The sequence below is a fragment of the Bacillus cereus group sp. N31 genome (genome assembly GCF_016483245.1).
Lineage (GTDB): Bacteria > Bacillota > Bacilli > Bacillales > Bacillaceae_G > Bacillus_A > Bacillus_A toyonensis.
In genome coordinates, this window is the sequence record NZ_JAEHCH010000001.1 from 517,209 (window position 1) to 537,267 (window position 20,059).

The following is a 20,059-nucleotide window of genomic DNA, read 5'->3' on the forward strand; positions in this document are numbered from 1 at the left end:
TATTGATTAAAGTTTTACTTTATCTTCTAAAGCGAGCTTGAACTTTATTGCGTTTACGGTCTCGGTGTAAGACGAAGCCACCAAAGATGTAAAACCCGAGTGCGAAGCAGAGAGCGCCAATAAAAAACTGTAACCATAGTATAGAAATTGGGGGGAATAAAATCCCAAATACAGTATCTCTCATTAACTTAATGCCGAATACAGCTAATGAAATAGGGATGAGTGCTAATAATAGAGCAAGGTAACGCTGCATACATAACGCTCCTTTTCAGATTATTTAGTATATTATAATGATGTTATATGAGAAGGGGGTTTGTCAAGAGGGGGCTGAGCGAGTAAGATAAAGGTGTGAAAAATTTTGCAGAGATACTTCGAGAGGAAGTGTAATGTATGAAACAAAAGGTTTTAATTGTTGGTGCAGGTGAAGGTGGAAGTACACTGCTGAATCTGTTACAAAGTTCGAATATATTTCAAATTATAGGGGTTATTGATATAAATCCGATTGCGCAAGGATTACAAATTGCTAAGGAAAATGGGATTGCGATTGGAGAGAGTGTAACTCCGTTTTTTTCTATGCATATCGATGTCATATTTGATATGACAGGTGACGATGGTTTACATAAAGTTTTACTAGAGAAAAAGCATAAAGATACTCTTCTCATTCCAGGTGATATTGCGAAAATTGTTACGAAATTAGCGCATGAGAAGGAAGGTTTAATTGGACAGTTAGAGGAACAGACGCAACAAGGAGAATTAATTTTAAATTCTACACATGACGGTATGATTGTAATTGATAAAGAGGGACAAGTCCGTCTTTTTAATAAAAGTGCAGAGCGTATTATCGGATATAAAAAAGAAGACGCGATAGGGAAATATATTTTAGAAGTTATTCCAACTAGTAAGTTGCTTCGCATTATACGTACGAAACAAATAGAAGTAAATTATGAACTGACGTTAGAAAATGAAAAGAAAATTATTACAACACGTATTCCAATATTAAAAGAAGGAGGAGAGGTTCAAGGGGCATTTGCGATTTTTAAAGATATTACAGAAGTTGTAGATTTAGCGGAAGAAGTTACAGATTTAAAAGAAATTCAAACGTTACTAGAGGCAATTATCAACTCATCTGAAGAAGCAATTTCGGTTGTCGATGAGAAAGGAAGAGGATTAGTTATAAACCCTGCTTATACGAAGTTAACGGGTTTAACAGAAGAAGATATTCTTGGTCAACCGGCTACAACTGATATTGTAGAAGGTGAAAGTATGCATATGAAAGTACTTCGAACGCGTAGGGCGGTACGCGGAATACATATGAAGATTGGGCAAAAGAAGCGCGATGTAATTGTAAACGTAGCACCCGTTATTGTTGATGGGATATTAAAAGGAAGCGTCGGTGTAATTCGTGACGTATCAGAAATTCAAAAGTTAACAAATGAGTTGAATAGAGCGAGACAGATTATTCGTACATTAGAAGCAAAATATTCATTTGATGATATTGTCGGAAATTCAGATGAAACAACTGCAGCTATCGAGCAGGCGAAACTTGGGGCGAATACACCGGCAACAGTATTGTTACGCGGAGAATCTGGGACGGGTAAAGAATTATTTGCACATGCGATCCATAATGGAAGTAATCGAAAATATAATAAGTTCGTCCGTGTAAACTGTGCGGCGATTTCGGAGACGTTGTTAGAAAGTGAATTATTCGGTTATGAGGAGGGTGCGTTTTCTGGAGCGAAAAGAGGGGGGAAACGCGGATTCTTTGAGGAAGCGAATAACGGTAGTATCTTTTTAGATGAAATAGGTGAGTTGTCTGCAAATACGCAAGCGAAACTCCTTCGCGTGTTGCAAGAAAAAGAAATTGTAAAAGTTGGTGGAACGAAAGCGATACCTATTAATGTTCGGGTAATTGCAGCGACACATGTGAATTTAGAAAAGGCTATTCTAGAAGGAGAGTTTAGAGAGGATTTATATTATCGATTAAATAAAATTCCAATTCAAATTCCGTCTCTTCGTCAGCGAAAAGGAGATATACCGGCAATTGCTGAACGATTGATACAAAAAATAAACCAAGATTATGGTCGGAATGTAGAGGGGCTCACTGATTCGGCTATTTCCTATCTACAATCATATGAATGGCCAGGGAATGTAAGGGAACTTGAAAATATTTTAGGGCGAGCGATTATCTTTATGAATTATAACGAGATATATATTGATGTACAGCATTTACCCCCTTTGCATAAAGAAGAGCAGGCGGAGTTAGCTCAAAATAACTTATTACCTGAATTAGAAGAAAAGCCACTTGAACATTTAGTGACAGAGTTTGAAGGGAATATTATTCGTGGATATCTAGAGAAATTTGATGGGAATAAAACGAAAACTGCAAAAGCATTAGGAATTTCAGTTCGAAATCTATATTACAAGCTAGAAAAGTATGAGTGTGCAAAAAATAGCATGCAATAAATTGCGTACCGTGCAATTTATTGCATGGTATATAAAAAGTGACAAATTAAGACAGAATGTTTCGTTATTTTGCAAAGTATTGATTTTACTGCATTTTGAATGCGTTTTCATTATTGGTAAGACCACTTTAAAAAGTTGGCACGGTATTTGCTTTATAAATAAACGAGGGACGACGGAAAGGGTTGATTACAAAATATGAAGTTAGAACACTTAATTGATCAAGCAGCAGGACAGCCTAAAAAAACTGTAGCTGTAGCAGTAGCTGAAGATCATGAAGTAATTGAAGCTGTAGCGAAAGCGATTAAATTACAGCTAGCTCAATTTCGTCTATATGGAAATCAAGAAAAAATAATGGGGATGCTACAAGAACATGGTTTACAAACTTCAGACCACATTGAAGTGATTGCAGCAGCGTCAAGTGCTGAGGCTGCAGAGCTTTCTGTTAAATCTGTGAGAAACGGTGAAGCAGATGTGCTTATGAAGGGCAACATCCCAACAGCGAATATTTTAAAGGCTGTGTTAAATAAAGAGTGGGGGTTACGTAAAGGTAGCGTGCTTTCACATGTAGCAGCATTTGAAGTTCCAAATTACGATCGTCTTATTTTCGTTACAGATGCAGCGATGAACATCGCACCTGATATAACACAAAAAACTGCTATTATACAAAATACTGTAGAAGTTGCCCGGGCAATAGGAATCGAGTTGCCAAAAGTGGCACCAATCGCAGCAGTAGAGGTTGTGAATCCAGCGATGCAGGCGACAATTGATGCAGCGATGTTAACACAAATGAATCGCCGCGGACAAATTAAAAATTGTATCGTTGATGGACCACTTGCTTTAGATAATGCAGTATCACAAATCGCAGCAGAGCATAAAGGCATAGTAAGTGATGTAGCAGGTAAGGCAGACATTTTACTCGTCCCAACGATTGAAGCTGGAAATGTGCTCTATAAATCACTCGTTTACTTTGCAGATGCAAAAGTAGGAGCGATGATTGCTGGCGCAAAAGCACCGATAGTTTTAACATCTCGTGCTGATTCAGCAGAAACAAAAGTATATTCATTAGCATTGGCAGTTACGACTGCTTCAAAATAAACCAAAAAGGGTAAAACATTAGGGGGAAACGACAATGACATTAGAAATCTTCGAATACTTAGAAAAATATGATTATGAGCAAGTAGTATTTTGTCAAGATAAAGAATCAGGTTTAAAAGCAATTATTGCAATTCATGATACAACACTTGGACCGGCTCTTGGTGGAACAAGAATGTGGACATATGATTCTGAAGAAGCGGCGATTGAAGATGCATTGCGTCTTGCAAAAGGGATGACATACAAAAACGCAGCAGCTGGTTTAAACCTAGGGGGAGCGAAAACAGTAATTATCGGTGACCCACGTAAAGATAAGAGTGAAGCGATGTTCCGTGCATTAGGACGCTATATTCAAGGATTAAACGGACGTTACATTACAGCTGAAGATGTTGGTACTACAGTAGATGATATGGATATTATCCATGAAGAAACTGACTTTGTAACAGGTATTTCACCTTCATTCGGTTCTTCTGGAAACCCATCTCCAGTAACTGCATACGGTGTATACCGTGGTATGAAAGCAGCTGCGAAAGAAGCGTTCGGTACAGATAATCTAGAAGGAAAAGTAATTTCTGTTCAAGGTGTTGGTAACGTAGCATATCATCTATGCAAACATTTACACGCTGAAGGAGCAAAATTAATTGTTACAGATATTAATAAAGAAGCTGTACAACGTGCAGTAGAAGAATTCGGTGCAACAGCAGTTGAGCCAAATGAAATTTACGGTGTTGAATGTGATATTTACGCACCATGTGCATTAGGCGCAACAGTTAATGATGAAACTATTCCGCAACTTAAAGCAAAAGTAATCGCGGGTTCTGCAAATAACCAATTAAAAGAAGATCGTCACGGCGACATCATTCATGAAATGGGTATTGTATACGCACCAGACTATGTAATTAATGCAGGTGGCGTAATTAACGTAGCAGACGAATTATATGGATATAATAGAGAACGTGCGCTAAAACGTGTTGAGTCAATTTATGACACAATTGCAAAAGTAATCGAAATTTCAAAACGCGATGGCATAGCAACTTATGTAGCAGCAGATCGTTTAGCTGAAGAGCGCATTGCAAGCTTGAAAAACTCTCGTAGCACATACTTACGCAACGGTCACGACATTATTAGCCGTCGCTAATCATTCATATATAACTTTTACAAAAGGTGTGGTTACCTCTCATGAGGTTTCCACGTCCTTTTGAATTTATTAGTGGAGGTAGCAACATTGTCCTTAAATCGAATTCTTGTTATTAACCCGGGTAGTACATCCACAAAAATTGGTGTTTTTGATAATGAAAGACCTGTTTTAGAAGAAACAATTCGTCATGATGAAGAAAAGATTGGGAAATATAAACGAATTATCGACCAATATGAGTTTCGAAAAGAAACAATATTAGAAGTTTTACATTCTCACGGTATTAACATTTCAAAATTGAACGCTGTTTGTGGGCGTGGTGGATTACTTCGTCCAATAGAAGGCGGAACATACACAGTAAACGATGCAATGTTAGAAGATTTGAAAAATGGATTTAGCGGTCATCACGCTTCGAATCTTGGAGGCATTTTAGCATATGAAATCGCTTCTGGATTAAATATTCCAGCATTCATTGTGGATCCTGTCGTTGTAGATGAAATGGAACCGATTGCTCGTATAAGCGGTATTGCTGGTATGGAACGTAAAAGTATTTTCCATGCATTAAACCAAAAAGCAGTTGCTCGTAAAGTGGCTGTAGAATTAAACCACAAATACGAGGATTTAAATTTATTAGTTACACATATGGGCGGCGGTATTACAGTTGGTGCTCATAAAAAAGGAAAAGTTATCGATGTTAATAATGGCTTAAACGGAGAAGGACCATTTAGTCCAGAGCGTGCTGGTACAGTACCAGTAGGACAATTAGTTGAGATGTGTTTCTCTGGTGAGTATTACCGAGACGAAATGGTTAAAAAACTTGTCGGACAAGGTGGACTTGTAAGTCTTATCGGTACAAATGATGCAATTAAAGTAGAACAAATGGTTGAAAAAGGCGATCCTGAAGCAACTCTTATTTATAAAGCAATGGCATATCAAGTTGCGAAAGAGATTGGCGGAGCTAGTGCTGTACTTCACGGAAAAATCGATGCAATCGTATTAACTGGTGGACTTGCATACAGTAAAATACTTGTTGATGAAATAAAAGAACGAGTGGATTGGATTGCAGATGTTATCGTACATCCAGGGGAAGATGAGTTAGAAGCGTTAGCAGAAGGAGCACTTCGTGTATTACGTGAAGAAGAAGCGCCGAAAGAGTATGTGGTAAGAGAAAAACAAACAGTAGCTAGGGGTTGAGATAATGGCAAGAGAATATGATTTAGTCATCGTTGGCGGCGGTACAGGTGGATATGTTGCTGCAATTCGCGCATCACAACTAGGATTAAAAACAGCACTTGTTGAAAAAGAAAATCTTGGTGGTACTTGTTTGCATAAAGGATGTATTCCTAGTAAAGCTCTTTTACGTAGTGCGGAAGTATACGCAACTGCTAAAAAAAGCGAAGAGTTCGGAGTTATTGCAAGTAATGTAGAACTAAACTTTGCAAAAGTACAAGAGCGTAAAGAGAAGATTGTAACGCAGCTTCATAAAGGTGTTCAACATTTAATGAAACAAGGTAAAATTGATGTGTTTGAAGGTATTGGCCGTATTCTTGGCCCGTCTATTTTTTCTCCGATGCCAGGGACAATTTCAGTTGAACTTGCAAGTGGAGAAGAGAATGAAATGTTAATTCCAAAAAATGTACTTGTTGCAACGGGTTCTCGTCCAAATTCATTACCAGGTTTAGAGTTAGACGGAGAGTATGTAATGTCTTCAGATCATGCCCTAAAAATGGAAACGCTTCCTAGTTCGATCATTATCGTTGGTGGCGGTGTAATTGGTATTGAGTGGGCATCTATGCTTGCTGACTTCGGTGTAGAAGTTACAGTGTTAGAGTATGCGAAAACGATTTTACCACTAGAAGATCAGGACGTTTCAAAAGAAATGCAACGTCTGTTCAAGAAAAAAGGTATTAAAGTGGTGACTGGTGCAAAAGTATTACCAGAAACATTGGTAAAAGATAATGGAGTAACAATTCAAGCTGAACATAACGGTGAGAATAAAGAATTTAAAGCAGAAAAAATGCTTGTATCTGTAGGAAGACAAGCCAATACGCAAAATATTGGTTTAGAGAATACGGATATCGTTGTGGAAAAAGGATACATTCAAACAAATGAGTTTTATCAAACGAAAGAATCTCATATTTACGCAATTGGAGATGTAATCGGTGGCTTACAACTTGCTCACGTTGCTTCTCACGAAGGAATTGTTGCAGTAGAACATATTGCAGGGAAAGAAGTTACGCCAATTGATTACTCTATGGTATCAAAATGCGTATATAGCAGTCCAGAAGTTGCTTCTGTCGGTTTAACAGAACAAGAAGCGAAAGAAAAAGGCTATAAGTTAAAAGTAGGTAAGTTCTCATTCCGCGCAATCGGAAAAGCGCTTGTATACGGAGAATCTGATGGTTTTGTAAAGCTTGTAGTTGATGAAGAAACAAATGACATTCTTGGTGTTCATATGATTGGACCACACGTAACAGATATGATTTCTGAAGCTGGTCTTGCAAGAGTACTTGATGCAACACCTTGGGAAGTAGCACATACAATTCATCCGCATCCATCATTATCTGAGGCGATTGGTGAAGCAGCACTTGCTGTAGATGGAAGAGCGTTACACGCATAAAAATGTGGATTTAGGAGGTTATGAAAAATGGCAGAAGTAAAAGAAAAGCGCCATGAAGAGCTTGGCTTAAGTGATGAGCAAGTATTAGAAATGTTCCGTACGATGTTACTTGCACGTAAAATTGACGAACGTATGTGGTTATTAAACCGTGCAGGTAAAATTCCATTCGTAATTTCTTGTCAAGGACAAGAGGCTGCACAAGTTGGAGCAGCGTTCGCTCTTGATAGAGAGAAAGATTATGCATTACCATACTACCGTGATATGGGTGTTGTACTAGCGTTTGGTATGACAGCTAAAGAGCTTATGTTGTCAGCTTTCGCGAAAGCTGGAGATCCAAACTCTGGTGGTCGTCAAATGCCTGGTCACTTCGGTCAAAAGAAAAATCGTATTGTGACAGGTTCATCTCCAGTAACAACACAAGTACCACATGCAGTTGGTATTGCGTTAGCTGGAAAAATGGAGAAGAAAGATTTAGTAACGTTCGTTACATTTGGAGAAGGTTCTTCAAACCAAGGTGACTTCCATGAAGGGGCAAACTTTGCTGGTGTACACAAACTACCTGTTATTTTCATGTGTGAAAATAACAAATATGCAATCTCTATTCCGGTTGAAAAACAATTAGCATGTAAAAACGTATCAGATCGTGCAATTGGTTACGGTATGCCTGGATATACAATAGACGGAAACGATCCGCTTGCAGTATATAAAGCTGTAAAAGAAGCGGCGGACCGCGGTCGACGTGGTGAAGGTCCAACTTTAATTGAAACAGTATCATATCGTTTAACAGCACATTCTAGTGACGATGATGATCGTGTTTATCGTGATAAAGAAGAAGTAGAAGAAGCAAAGAAAAAAGATTCAATTATAACATTTGCAGCTTATTTAAAAGAAGCTGGCGTGTTAACTGAGGAATTTGAAAAACAAATGTTAGACGAAATTATGCATATCGTAAATGAAGCAACAGAATATGCAGAAAATGCTCCGTATGCAGCACCTGAAGATGCATTGAAGCACGTATACGCAGAATAGGGGGGAACGTTTCATGGCTGTAATGTCTTATATTGATGCTATTACATTAGCAATGCGCGAAGAAATGGAACGCGATGAGAAAGTATTCGTTTTAGGAGAAGATGTTGGTAAAAAAGGTGGCGTGTTTAAAGCGACACACGGTTTATATGATCAATTTGGTGAAGATCGTGCACTTGATGCACCGCTTGCAGAATCTGCAATTGCTGGGGTAGCAATTGGTGCGGCAATGTATGGTATGCGCCCAATCGCTGAAATGCAGTTTGCTGATTTCATCATGCCAGCAGTAAACCAAATTGTTTCTGAGGCAGCAAAAATTCGTTATCGTTCTAACAACGATTGGACTTGTCCAGTTACAATTCGTGCGCCATTTGGCGGGGGTGTTCACGGTGCATTGTATCATTCACAATCTGTAGAAGCGATGTTTGCAAACCAACCAGGTTTAAAAATTGTTATCCCTTCTACACCATATGATGCAAAAGGCTTATTAAAAGCTGCAATTCGTGATGAAGATCCGGTACTATTCTTTGAGCATAAGCGTGCCTATCGCTTAATTAAAGGTGAAGTGCCAGAAGATGACTACGTATTACCAATTGGAAAAGCAGATGTAAAACGTGAAGGTGATGATATTACTGTTATCACTTACGGATTATGTGTTCACTTTGCTCTTCAAGCAGCTGAGAAGTTAGCGCAAGATGGCATTTCTGCACACATTCTTGATTTACGTACTGTGTATCCATTAGATAAAGAAGCAATCATTGAAGCTGCTTCTAAAACAGGTAAAGTTCTTCTTGTAACAGAAGATAATAAAGAAGGAAGCATTATGAGTGAAGTGGCGGCAATTATCGCTGAAAATTGTCTGTTTGATTTAGATGCACCAGTTGCACGTCTTGCAGGCCCAGATGTTCCGGCAATGCCATATGCACCAACAATGGAAAAATTCTTTATGGTAAATCCAGATAAAGTTGAAAAAGCAATGCGTGAACTTGCGGAATTTTAATCGGGGGGACTATACATGGCTGTAGAAAATATTACAATGCCTCAGCTCGGGGAGAGCGTTACAGAGGGCACAATTAGTAAATGGCTCGTTAATGTTGGCGATCACGTAAATAAGTATGATCCGCTTGCAGAAGTAATGACTGACAAAGTAAATGCAGAAGTACCATCTTCTTTCACTGGTATTGTGAAAGAGTTAATCGCTGGTGAAGGCGATACGTTAGCTGTAGGTGAAGTAGTTTGTGTCATTCAAGTAGAAGGCGCGGATGAAGTAGCAGCAACAGCTGTAGAAGAAAAAACAAAAGAAGAACCAAAGGCAGAAGTAACTACGCCTGAAAAAGCGCCGAAAGTAAAACAACCAACTGATGGAAAACCACGTTTTTCACCAGCGGTATTAAAACTTGCGGGCGAGCATAACGTTGATTTAGATTTAGTAGAAGGTACGGGAGCAAATGGTCGTATCACTCGTAAAGATATTTTAAAACTAGTGGAATCTGGAAACATTCCGCAAGTAGGTGCGAAAAAAGAGGAAGCTGTAGCAGTAGTAGAAGCGCGCCCAGAAGCACCAAAAGCAGCGCCAGTAGCGCAAAAAGTAGAAGCTGCGAAACCAGTTTCTGTACCGACAATGCCGGGCGATATCGAAATTCCAGTAACAGGTGTGCGTAAAGCAATTGCAGCGAATATGTTACGTAGTAAACATGAGGCGCCACACGCTTGGATGATGATTGAAGTAGATGTGACAAACCTTGTGTCATACCGTAATTCAATTAAAGGTGACTTTAAGAAGCGCGAAGGCTTTAACTTAACGTTCTTTGCTTTCTTCGTAAAAGCAGTAGCACAAGCGTTAAAAGAGTATCCTCAAATCAATTCTATGTGGGCTGGCGATAAAATCGTTCAGAAGAAAGATATTAACCTTTCTATCGCTGTTGCAACAGAGGAAGAACTATTTGTACCAGTAATTAAGCAAGCGGACGAGAAAACAATTAAAGGTATCGCTCGTGAAATTACAGAGCTTGCAGGAAAAGTACGTACGAAATCGTTAAAAGCGGACGAAATGCAAGGCGGAACATTTACAATTAATAACACAGGATCATTTGGTTCTGTTCAATCTATGGGTATTATTAATTACCCTCAAGCGGCTATTTTACAAGTTGAATCAATTGTAAAACGCCCAGTAATTATGGATAACGGTATGTTCGGTGCTCGTGACATGGTTAACTTATGTTTATCACTTGATCACCGTGTACTAGATGGCTTAATTTGTGGTAAGTTCTTAGGACGTGTAAAAGAAATTTTAGAAAATACGTCAGAAAATAATACATCTGTATATTAATAAAAAGCTCGCTTATGCGAGCTTTTTATCATCTTATTTCTTCATCTACAACCTACTATATGTATAATATCTTTCCCAGTAATCTTACAATGAACGATTATGTATTAGGAATTTATGAAAATACATTGCTGATATATGGTATATGGATATAAAATAAGAAAAGAATAATTTTTTTGGCAAATCTTACTGACGAAACTGTAGTATAATATATTGTATTGTATGAAAAAGAGAGTTATTCTATATAAGTGTTTTATAGATAATGTGTAATCAGTCGTCAAAACATGAAGAATGTTGACTCCTGGTTTTTTATTTTGCTGTAACAATGTTTCAGGAGGATGTCATGAAAAGAAGTACCGAGTTTCTAAAAAGTTTAGATGTAAAATTAATTTTAATTTTGTGTGCACTATGTGTTACGAGTATAGCTGCTATATATAGCAGTCAGCAAACTGGCCAATATGGAGAGGCAAACTTTGCGATGAAACAGGGTTTGAACTACATAATTGGGGTTGTATTGTTATTGCTTGTTGCAAGCATTGACCTAGATCAATTACAAAAATTGTCTTGGCCACTTTATATCGTTGGATTTGCTTCACTTATTCTTTTGAAAATACTACCAGTTTCCACTTTCACACCTGAAAAATTAGGTGCAAAAAGATGGTTTGTATTTCCGCTAGTTGGACAAATTCAGCCGTCTGAGTTTTTCAAAATTTCATTGCTTCTCGTAGTAGCAAGTATAGCAGTGAAACATAATGCACAGTATATGGCAAGGACATTCCAAACGGACTTAAAATTAGTAGGTAAAATTGTGCTAGTATCCCTCCCGCCTATGGCTGTTGTATATAGCCAACCGGATACAGGGATGGTGTTCTTATATGCTGCTGCCATTGCATGTATTTTATTTATGTCAGGTATTCAGAAGAAATTGATAGCGTTATGTACAGTTATTCCAGTCACCATATTAACTACGTTAATATTTATTTACGTAAGGTATGAGGATTTCTTCTTTAATAAGTTAGTTACTTTACTAAAACCTCACCAACAATCACGTATTTTAGGTTGGTTAGATCCATTTGAACATACAGATCAAGGTTATCAAACGCAGCAATCGATTTTAGCTGTAGGTAGTGGCGGTATGGAAGGGAAAGGATTTGGCGAAGGGAACGTCTATATCCCTGAGAAGCATACTGACTTTATTTTCGCTACAATTGCCGAAGAAGGTGGATTTATCGTAGCAGCGTTAGTTGTGTTCTTGTTCCTATTACTACTATATAGAACAATTATTATTGGTTATTCTGCTGATAATTTATTCGGTACATTATTATGTGCTGGATCAATTGGGATATTAACGGTTCAAATATTCCAAAACATCGGTATGATCGTTGGATTAATGCCTGTAAAAGGGATTGCATTGCCTTTCTTATCGTATGGGGGAAGTTCCTTGTTCTCGAATATGATTATGATGGGTCTCATATTATCGGTACGGAAAACGTATAAAAAATATATGTTTTCAGTTAAGTAAAAAAGCTAGTTCGTGTAAAAACGAACTAGCTTTTTTACATATATGCTCTTAAACGTTGCAAACTAAAACAGACTAGCAGTTTGAGATGGGGTGCGAATGATGCATATGCATATTTTTGAAGGGGCACGGCACCTTTCAAATATGGAATGGGTTGTACGGGCTATAATAGCATACGTATTTTTAATATTAGTTACGAAAGCGATGGGGCAAAGATCTATCGCACAACTTCGTTTTTTAGATGTTGTATTAGTGCTATTGCTTGGTGGGAATATTTCTAACGCATTGTCTGATGAAAAAGTAGGGTTACTCGGTTCGATGATTACAACGTTCATACTCGTTGTACTTCATATTATAAGCTCAGTTTTAATGCTGAAATGGGATAGATGGAGACGTTTTTTAGAGCCAGCACCTATCATTCTTATACACAATGGTTCCATTGATTTTAGCAATTTGAAAAAAGCGAGAATTACCGTGGAATATTTATTTTCGGAACTTCGTATGCGAAATGTGAGCGATATTCAAACAATCAAATTAGCATTATGGGAAGCGAACGGTGTCGTTTCTATATTTAGATATCCAGAATATGAAGCAGTTTCGCGACTTGATCTTAAAGTGGCGGGAAAAAAATCTCCAGTTTCTTTTGTATTAGTAAAGGATGGGAGGATTCAGAAAGATGTTCTTGCTTTATTAGGAAAAACAGAAGCGTGGGCGAGAGAATTTCTAGAGGAGAGTACAGAAGTCGAATCTATTATGTTAGCTACAGTAGATGAAGCACATAAAATAAATATTTTGTTAAAAAAATGAAAAATATACGCATTTTGTCGTTTCATACATATGATACAATAGTGTGGACAACGAAAAAGGAGGCGATACGATGGGATATGTAGAAGAATTACGAAAAATAGTTGGTCATCGCCCTTTAATTTTAGTTGGTGCTGTTGTACTCGTTATAAATGAACATGGAGATGTATTATTGCAACAACGAACAGAACCGTATGGAAAATGGGGGCTGCCTGGCGGGCTCATGGAGCTTGGTGAATCACCAGAAGAAACAGCTTACCGTGAAGTATATGAAGAGACAGGTATAGAAGTAAAGAACTTACGATTAATCAATGTGTTTTCTGGAGCGAACTACTTTACAAAATTAGCAAACGGTGATGAATTTCAATCTGTAACGACAGCCTATTATACGGATGAATACGAAGGACATTTTGTTATGAATAAAGAAGAGGCGGTTCAGCTTAAATTCTTTCCAGTAACGGAGCTACCTGACTATATTGTTGGATCGCATAAAAAAATGATTGTTGAATATATGAAAATTATGGAAATGAATATATAATAATGAAAGAAATATAAAAACACAGCTCTGGTCGGTAGTCCAGACGCATGATTTCATGTCAGTAACCTTCCCCTCCGGGATGTCCAATATTTCTAATTTTATTAAAGGAGGGGCTGTCAATGGATTTGACAGTATATCACGACGGTCAATTTTTTGTAGGAATTATTACGCATAAAGAAAAAGGGAAATTGTATGGAGCGAGGTATATTTTTGGAATGGAACCTTCAGACGAGGAAGTACTTATATTTGTGAATGGTCCAATGTTAGCATATTTCCAGCACGTTGCAAAATGTGGTGTGGACGTTAAAGAAAAACAGCGTCCAAAAAATATAAAACGTATCATACGAGAAGCGGCAAAAGAAGTAAATGTAAAACGTTTTACAAAGGCACAAGAAGCAATTAGTTTATCTTATGAACTGCATAAACAAGAACAGAAAGTGCAATCTAAAGAGAAACGGGAAGCTGAAAAGCAGAGAAAACGTTTTATAAAAGTACAAAAAGCAAAGCAAAAACATCGTGGTCATTGAGAAAAGGTGTTAGAGCAAGAGCTCTAACACCTTTTCTATGCTTAAATACAAGTAAACTTACTTGTATTTCATAAACATTAACTGGTAAGATACAAATAGGTAGATTTAGAGGAGGGAAAAGATTGATTAATTTTAACTTTTTTATGAATGATGTTGTTCGTCAAGCGCGTGAAGAGATCGTTTCTGCTGGATATACAGAATTAACGACACCAGAAGCAGTTGAAGAAGCGTTTAAAAGAAATGGTACAACACTTGTAATGGTAAACTCTGTATGTGGTTGTGCAGGTGGTATTGCTCGCCCTGCTGCTGCGCATTCCGTACATTATGATAAACGTCCTAACCATCTTGTAACGGTGTTTGCAGGTCAAGATAAAGAAGCAACAGCAAGAGCTCGTGAATATTTTGAAGGGTATCCACCTTCTTCTCCATCATTTGCTTTATTAAAAGATGGAAAAATTGTAACGATGGTAGAACGTCATGAAATTGAAGGTCATGAACCGATGCAAGTTATTGCGAAATTACAATCGTATTTTGAAGAGAATTGTGAAGAACTATAAATAAGTGAAAAGGCGGTACGCCCACGATTAAGTGGGTGTACCGCTTTTTTTATTAATTATACAAAACGATGGAATATACATCATCTTGTTTTGTTATGCAGTTTTTTATGCATTGAGAATGCGTTATTTAATGTTATTTTATTTATTTTTATTTTATATATTGCATAAAAATAAAACTGCTGATACAATACAAACATCGAATAAATATTCTATTAAACTTTTAAATATACATTATTAGGGGGAAGAAAGATGAAGAAGTTATTATCGATATCGTTTGCACTTATTTTAATTGTAAGTATGTTTAGTGCGTGTAGTAATGGGGACATAAAAGAAGAAAAAGGAAATAAGAAAGTACTTGTAATGGGAACTTCAGCAGACTATAAACCTTATGAATATGTAGAAGCTTCAAAGAGTGATGAAATTATTGGCTTTGACATTGATATTGCAAAGTATATCGGAAAAGAACTTGGGTATGAAGTGAAAGTGAAAGATATGGATTTTGGTGGTTTATTAGCGTCTCTTAGCTCAGGAAAAGTTGATTTTGTAATGGCAGGTATGACGCCAACGGCAGAGCGTAAAAATAATGTAGATTTTACAGATATATATTTTGTTGCGAAAAACATGATTGTTTCTAAAAAGGATTCTAACATTAAATCAGTAGAAGATTTAAAAGGGAAAAAAGTAGGGGTACAAACAGGATCTATTCAAGAAGAGAAGGCGACGGAATTTAAAAAACAAGTTGATTTCAAAGCTGAGGGACGTGACCGTATACCAGAAATTGTACAAGAAATTAAAGCGGGTCGTTTTGATGCGGCGATTTTAGAAGATACAGTAGCGAAAAATTATTTAGAGAAAATGAAAGATTTACAAGGAATTGAAATTAAAGAAGCACCAGAAGAAGTAGGAGCGGCAATTGCCCTCCCGAAAAACAGTAATAAAACAGCTGAATTTAATAAAGTGATTAAAAAAATGCAAGAAAACGGAGAAATGGATAAATTAGTGAAGAAGTGGTTTGGCAGCGGAAAATAAGCTGCCTTTCACTTTTCTGTGAAGGGAATGAAAAGAATGAACTTGGATTTTTCAGCGATTACGCCTTCGATACCGTATATATTAAAAGGGCTAGAAGTTACTTTGAAAATTGTAGCAGTATCAGCTTTAGCAGGATTTATTTTAGGAACGTTATTAGCACTTTGTAAGATTGCTAGAATACGAGCATTAAATATAGCGGCAGATCTTTATACATCAATTTTCCGTGGTACACCACTTGTATTGCAATTAATGATTATTTATTTCGGTGTCCCGCAAATAATTGGTTATGAGATACCAGCCTTTTTAGCGGCTGTACTAGCATTTAGTTTGAATTCAGGTGCATATATGTCAGAAGTCATCCGTGCCGGCATTCAAGCGGTTGATAAAGGACAAACAGAAGCAGCGATGGCTTTAGGAATTCCATATGGAAAAATGATGCGAAATATTATTTTTCCCCAAGCTTTAAAAAATATATTACCGGCACTTGTAAACGAGTTTGCGACGCTTACGAAAGAGTCGGCTGTAGTAACAGTAATAGGTGCGACGGATTTAATGCGCCGCGCTTACATTGTAGGCGGTGAAACGTTTAAATATCTTGAGCCGCTACTATTTGTTGGTCTGATCTACTATACGCTAGTCATTATTCTTACATTAGTCGGGAAGGCAATTGAAGGGAGAATGAAAAAAAGTGATTAAAATTGAAAACCTTCATAAATCATTCGGGAAAAACGAAGTATTAAAAGGCATTACAACAACGATTGAAAAAGGGGAAGTAGTTGCAATTATCGGACCGTCCGGATCAGGGAAATCAACATTTTTACGCTGTATGAATGTGCTAGAAGCACCAACAAATGGTCACATTTGGATTGGAACGGAAGAAGTAACGAATCCGAAAACGAATATAATGCACGTTCGTGAAAATGTAGGAATGGTATTTCAGCATTTTCACCTATTCCCTCATATGACTGTATTAGAAAATATTACGTATGCTCCTATCAATGTAAAAGGAGTAACGAAACAAGAGGCTGAAAAGAAAGCCGAGAAACTTTTAGAAAAAGTAGGCTTGTTAAATAAAAAAGATACGTATCCGAATCGCCTTTCAGGGGGACAAAAGCAACGTGTAGCGATAGCGAGAGCGTTAGCGATGGAACCGGAAGTAATGTTATTTGATGAACCGACATCTGCTCTAGATCCAGAGATGGTGAAGGAAGTGCTAGAAGTTATGAAATCATTAGTGACGACAGGAATGACGATGGCTATCGTTACACATGAAATGGGATTTGCAAAAGAGGTGGCAGATCGCGTTCTTTTCTTAGACGGAGGAAACCTTGTAGAAGACAGTCCGCCAGCACAATTTTTTGCAGCACCAAAAAGTGAACGTGCGCAACAATTTTTACAAAAAATATTGTAATATGAAAAGGTTATGTGAATAATAAGTAGAAAAGGATGACATTGTGTCATCCTTTTTTTATACTAACTGTAAATACGTTTATACATATAGGAGTAATGATATGTTTAAAATTGGATACCGTACAGTAAAAACAGCAATAGGGACAGGAGCGGCAGTTTTTATTGCTCAGTTATTAGGGTTAGAATTTTATAGTTCAGCAGGTATTTTAGTTATATTATGTGTACAAAATACGAAGCGTAAATCACTTCAAGTATCGGTACATCGATTTTTAGCTTGTGTATTATCAATGGTATTCGCATTTTGCATTTTTGAAACAATTGGCTATACCCCACTTGCAATTAGCGTATTATTACTTACATTTATTCCGACTGCAGTTATGTTGAAAATTCAAGAAGGCATCGTCACGAGTTCAGTTATTGTTATGCATCTATATTCATTGAAACACATTACATGGCTTATAGTTGGAAATGAAATTGCTATATTAACGATAGGAATTAGTGTGGCGTTATTAGTGAACATGTATATGCCAAGTAGTGAAAATAAGCTAAGAGAGTATCGGAATAAAATAGAAAGTAATTTTAAAACGATATTGTTTGAAATGGTTGTGTATTTACGAAATCGAGAAAGTAGTTGGAGCGGGGCAGAACTCATTGAAACCGAGAATATGCTAAATGAAGCAAGAGATTTATCTTTTAAGAAGCTGGAGAATGCATTTATGCGCGAAGATGATTATTACTATCGTTACTTTAATATGCGCATGCAACAATTCGAAATTTTAGAGAGAATGATACCATTGGCAGCCTCTTTATCGTGGACATATGAACAGGCTGATATGATTGCCGATGTTGTTGAAAATATTGGGAATGCAATTAGCCCTGAAAGTACAGGTGTTATTTCCTTAAGGCAGCTTCAAGAAATGAGGGAATTGTTTAGAGAAATGCCGTTACCAGTCACACGTGAAGAATTTGAAATACGTGCAAAACTTGTTCAACTTGTATATGAAATGGAGCAATATTTACTCATTAAAAGTCGCTTTAAGGGAAAGGATAATATAAAAGAACTTATATAGAAGGTAGGAATTATTTATGCCGTATCTTCTCTCTTTCATATTATGTCTTTCTTTATCGCCGATTTGGCCTCTTGGTGATAATCCACGTGCCGGAGATCCTTTCATTATTGTAAATAAAGCGACGAATAAACTAGCTTACATTGACGATGGGAAAATTCAAAAGATTTTTCCCGTAGCGACAGGAAAAACGAATGAATTAACCCCAGAAGGAACTTTTGATATTGTAATGAAAGCGAAGGATCCGTACTATATTGCAAAAGATATTCCAGGTGGTTCACCAAAAAATCCACTTGGATCAAGGTGGATTGGGTTTAATGCAAGAGGAACTGATGGGAGTAAATATGGAATACATGGAACAAACCAACCAAGTTCAATTGGAAAGTATATTTCACAAGGATGTATAAGAATGAAGAAAAACGATGTGGAATATTTATTTGATCGCATTCCAATTGGAACAAAAGTGTGGATTGTGAAGTCGAAAAAAACATTTCAGCAATTGGCAAAAGAAAAAGGTGCCATTGCATATGAAAAAGCCAACGCAAAGGTTGGCTTTTTCTTTTATCATAAGTTGTCTTGACATGTGTACATAACCATGCGTTAATGAAAATATAGAAAGATAAAGTGAAACTTTAATCAGTGCGAGGTTATTCCCCGTTAATGCGGGATAAAAATAGGTAAAGGGGTTGCTCATATGTACTTGAATCCAAAAATTTCGTATATGCAGTTTTTTATTGGCTTTCTATTTGTGATTACATTCATATTGGCAACTTTTAATATATGCTCTTACGTTGTAGCGGTTGTATTGATGGCATTACTTAATCTTACTTTTGTTATTGGGGCGTTTCAGCAGAAACAGTACACGAGTTTTGTGATAGCGTTAGTAATGGCATTTTCCTTTAGTATTGTAGCGGTTGTGTTTTATATAAAATAAACCATCTCGATGTCGAGATGGTTTATTTTATTATGTGTAAAACGTAAAAAAAGGACGAACACATCGCCCTTTTTACCAAAACATACTTGCGCCAGCAAGTAATGTTGTTACAAGCATAGAAATTAGCATGATATAAACCATAACTTTTTGAGCTTTTTTATGCATCGTTAAACCTCCTTGCAAATCAGTACACCTTCATTGTAACGAGAAATGAAACTGTGGACAAGGGGAGAGAAAGGACAAATTTCGGGAAGGGGTTGCAAAATATAACAGGAAATTTAAGTATGCATAGAGAATATATTAAAAGATAGATTGTGAGTTTTTGTTTTGCAAGCTGAAGAATGGAGATACGATGATGAAAATATATGAGACAGGTCGCTTACATTTAAGGGAAATCGATGAGTCGTATGCTGAAAAAATTCTTCAATATTACGACAGAAATCGTGAATTTTTAAAAGCTTGGGAAGAGTATAGACCGGAGGATTTTTTTACGTTAGATTATCAAAAGAAAAAGCTACAAAAGGATAGAAAAGAGTTTACAGAAGGTAAGATCATTAGGCTATGGATTTTTAAAAAAGGTGATGACACGAAAATAATTGGCTGTATTTCATTTAATTTAATCGTTCGTGGTATTTATCAATCTTGTGTACTCAGTTATAAATTAGATAAGGAAGAGTTAAATAAAGGTTATACGACAGAAGCGCTTAGAAAAGCAATTGCAGTTGCTTTTGAGGAATTTCATTTACATCGTATAGAAGCACCAATTATGCCGCGTAATTTAGCATCTATACAAGTAGTGACGAAAATAGGCTTCCAGTATGAGGGTGTATCTAGGAAGATGTTAATGGTAAATGGAGTGTGGGAAGATCATATGCGCTGGGTATTGTTAAATGAGTAATCGAAAGCAGATGGTTATCTAGACATATAAACCGTCTGTTTTTTGTCTTGTATTTCGAAACTTTTGCGAAATTCTGTTATAATTAGTAGTGTTACATACATAATGGTAGTGCAG

Annotated in this window: 22 protein-coding genes; 20 read left to right on the top strand and 2 right to left on the bottom strand. The window is 36.9% G+C overall.

What is annotated here, in order from left to right:
* Positions 1–19: 19 nt before the first annotated feature.
* Complete coding sequence (locus JDS81_RS02805; protein ID WP_001190186.1) at positions 20–253, bottom strand: DUF2627 domain-containing protein; 234 nt, start codon at positions 251–253, stop codon at positions 20–22.
* Positions 254–390: 137 nt separating this feature from the next.
* Here JDS81_RS02805 and JDS81_RS02810 point away from each other — a divergent pair, with 137 nt between their 5' ends.
* The 19 genes from JDS81_RS02810 (at position 391) to JDS81_RS02900 (ending at position 19,047) form a co-directional block, all read left to right on the top strand.
* On the top strand, positions 391–2,463 hold the full coding sequence (locus JDS81_RS02810) for a sigma-54 interaction domain-containing protein (RefSeq protein ID WP_097952992.1): 2,073 nt from the start codon (positions 391–393) through the stop codon (positions 2,461–2,463).
* A 195-nt stretch (positions 2,464–2,658) separates the two neighbouring features.
* Positions 2,659–3,558: a phosphate butyryltransferase gene (gene yqiS, locus JDS81_RS02815; RefSeq protein ID WP_097952993.1), complete on the top strand. Its 900-nt coding sequence runs from the start codon at positions 2,659–2,661 to the stop codon at positions 3,556–3,558.
* Between the two features lie 34 nt (positions 3,559–3,592).
* Positions 3,593–4,693, top strand: coding sequence for a leucine dehydrogenase (locus JDS81_RS02820; protein WP_000171363.1), 1,101 nt, complete (start codon positions 3,593–3,595; stop codon positions 4,691–4,693).
* A gap of 87 nt (positions 4,694–4,780) precedes the next feature.
* On the top strand, positions 4,781–5,884 hold the full coding sequence (gene buk, locus JDS81_RS02825) for a butyrate kinase (protein ID WP_000056190.1): 1,104 nt from the start codon (positions 4,781–4,783) through the stop codon (positions 5,882–5,884).
* 4 nt (positions 5,885–5,888) lie between these two features.
* Positions 5,889–7,310, top strand: coding sequence for a dihydrolipoyl dehydrogenase (gene lpdA, locus JDS81_RS02830; protein WP_000090439.1), 1,422 nt, complete (start codon positions 5,889–5,891; stop codon positions 7,308–7,310).
* Positions 7,311–7,337: 27 nt separating this feature from the next.
* Positions 7,338–8,339, top strand: a complete 1,002-nt coding sequence (bfmBAA, locus tag JDS81_RS02835) for a 3-methyl-2-oxobutanoate dehydrogenase subunit alpha (RefSeq protein ID WP_000852549.1) — start codon at positions 7,338–7,340, stop codon at positions 8,337–8,339.
* A 13-nt stretch (positions 8,340–8,352) separates the two neighbouring features.
* Positions 8,353–9,336 (top strand): 3-methyl-2-oxobutanoate dehydrogenase subunit beta, encoded by a 984-nt coding sequence (gene bfmBAB / locus JDS81_RS02840; protein ID WP_000290072.1) that lies wholly within the window; start codon positions 8,353–8,355, stop codon positions 9,334–9,336.
* 15 nt (positions 9,337–9,351) lie between these two features.
* Positions 9,352–10,665 carry a dihydrolipoamide acetyltransferase family protein gene (locus JDS81_RS02845; protein WP_088055242.1) on the top strand — a complete coding sequence of 438 codons (1,314 nt, stop codon included), beginning with the start codon at positions 9,352–9,354 and terminating at the stop codon, positions 10,663–10,665.
* 340 nt (positions 10,666–11,005) lie between these two features.
* A complete protein-coding gene (locus JDS81_RS02850; protein WP_000831187.1) occupies positions 11,006–12,184 on the top strand; it encodes an FtsW/RodA/SpoVE family cell cycle protein in 1,179 nt (392 codons plus the stop codon).
* 99 nt (positions 12,185–12,283) lie between these two features.
* Positions 12,284–12,988, top strand: a complete 705-nt coding sequence (locus JDS81_RS02855; RefSeq protein WP_000550952.1) for a DUF421 domain-containing protein — start codon at positions 12,284–12,286, stop codon at positions 12,986–12,988.
* Between the two features lie 70 nt (positions 12,989–13,058).
* Positions 13,059–13,523: an NUDIX hydrolase gene (locus JDS81_RS02860; protein ID WP_000542539.1), complete on the top strand. Its 465-nt coding sequence runs from the start codon at positions 13,059–13,061 to the stop codon at positions 13,521–13,523.
* A 119-nt stretch (positions 13,524–13,642) separates the two neighbouring features.
* Positions 13,643–14,050 carry a YjdF family protein gene (locus JDS81_RS02865; RefSeq protein ID WP_002044836.1) on the top strand — a complete coding sequence of 136 codons (408 nt, stop codon included), beginning with the start codon at positions 13,643–13,645 and terminating at the stop codon, positions 14,048–14,050.
* A 143-nt stretch (positions 14,051–14,193) separates the two neighbouring features.
* Positions 14,194–14,607 carry a BrxA/BrxB family bacilliredoxin gene (locus tag JDS81_RS02870; protein ID WP_001979317.1) on the top strand — a complete coding sequence of 138 codons (414 nt, stop codon included), beginning with the start codon at positions 14,194–14,196 and terminating at the stop codon, positions 14,605–14,607.
* A 249-nt stretch (positions 14,608–14,856) separates the two neighbouring features.
* Positions 14,857–15,636: a transporter substrate-binding domain-containing protein gene (locus JDS81_RS02875; protein WP_097952994.1), complete on the top strand. Its 780-nt coding sequence runs from the start codon at positions 14,857–14,859 to the stop codon at positions 15,634–15,636.
* A 36-nt stretch (positions 15,637–15,672) separates the two neighbouring features.
* Positions 15,673–16,332 (top strand): amino acid ABC transporter permease, encoded by a 660-nt coding sequence (locus JDS81_RS02880; RefSeq protein WP_001046918.1) that lies wholly within the window; start codon positions 15,673–15,675, stop codon positions 16,330–16,332.
* A complete protein-coding gene (locus tag JDS81_RS02885; RefSeq protein ID WP_000590220.1) occupies positions 16,325–17,047 on the top strand; it encodes an amino acid ABC transporter ATP-binding protein in 723 nt (240 codons plus the stop codon). The genes JDS81_RS02880 and JDS81_RS02885 overlap by 8 nt, the downstream gene beginning before the upstream one ends.
* 100 nt (positions 17,048–17,147) lie before the next feature.
* Positions 17,148–18,116 (top strand): aromatic acid exporter family protein, encoded by a 969-nt coding sequence (locus tag JDS81_RS02890; protein ID WP_000472694.1) that lies wholly within the window; start codon positions 17,148–17,150, stop codon positions 18,114–18,116.
* A gap of 16 nt (positions 18,117–18,132) precedes the next feature.
* On the top strand, positions 18,133–18,693 hold the full coding sequence (locus JDS81_RS02895; protein ID WP_001146537.1) for a L,D-transpeptidase: 561 nt from the start codon (positions 18,133–18,135) through the stop codon (positions 18,691–18,693).
* 114 nt (positions 18,694–18,807) lie between these two features.
* Entirely contained in the window at positions 18,808–19,047 is a 240-nt protein-coding gene (locus tag JDS81_RS02900; RefSeq protein ID WP_000281161.1) for a DUF3894 domain-containing protein, read from the top strand.
* Between the two features lie 72 nt (positions 19,048–19,119).
* Here the strand turns inward: JDS81_RS02900 and prli42 are convergent, their stop codons facing one another.
* Positions 19,120–19,212 (bottom strand): stressosome-associated protein Prli42, encoded by a 93-nt coding sequence (gene prli42 / locus JDS81_RS02905; protein WP_000549039.1) that lies wholly within the window; start codon positions 19,210–19,212, stop codon positions 19,120–19,122.
* A gap of 187 nt (positions 19,213–19,399) precedes the next feature.
* Here prli42 and JDS81_RS02910 point away from each other — a divergent pair, with 187 nt between their 5' ends.
* On the top strand, positions 19,400–19,945 hold the full coding sequence (locus JDS81_RS02910; protein WP_002044843.1) for a GNAT family N-acetyltransferase: 546 nt from the start codon (positions 19,400–19,402) through the stop codon (positions 19,943–19,945).
* The last annotated feature ends 114 nt before the right edge of the window (positions 19,946–20,059 follow it).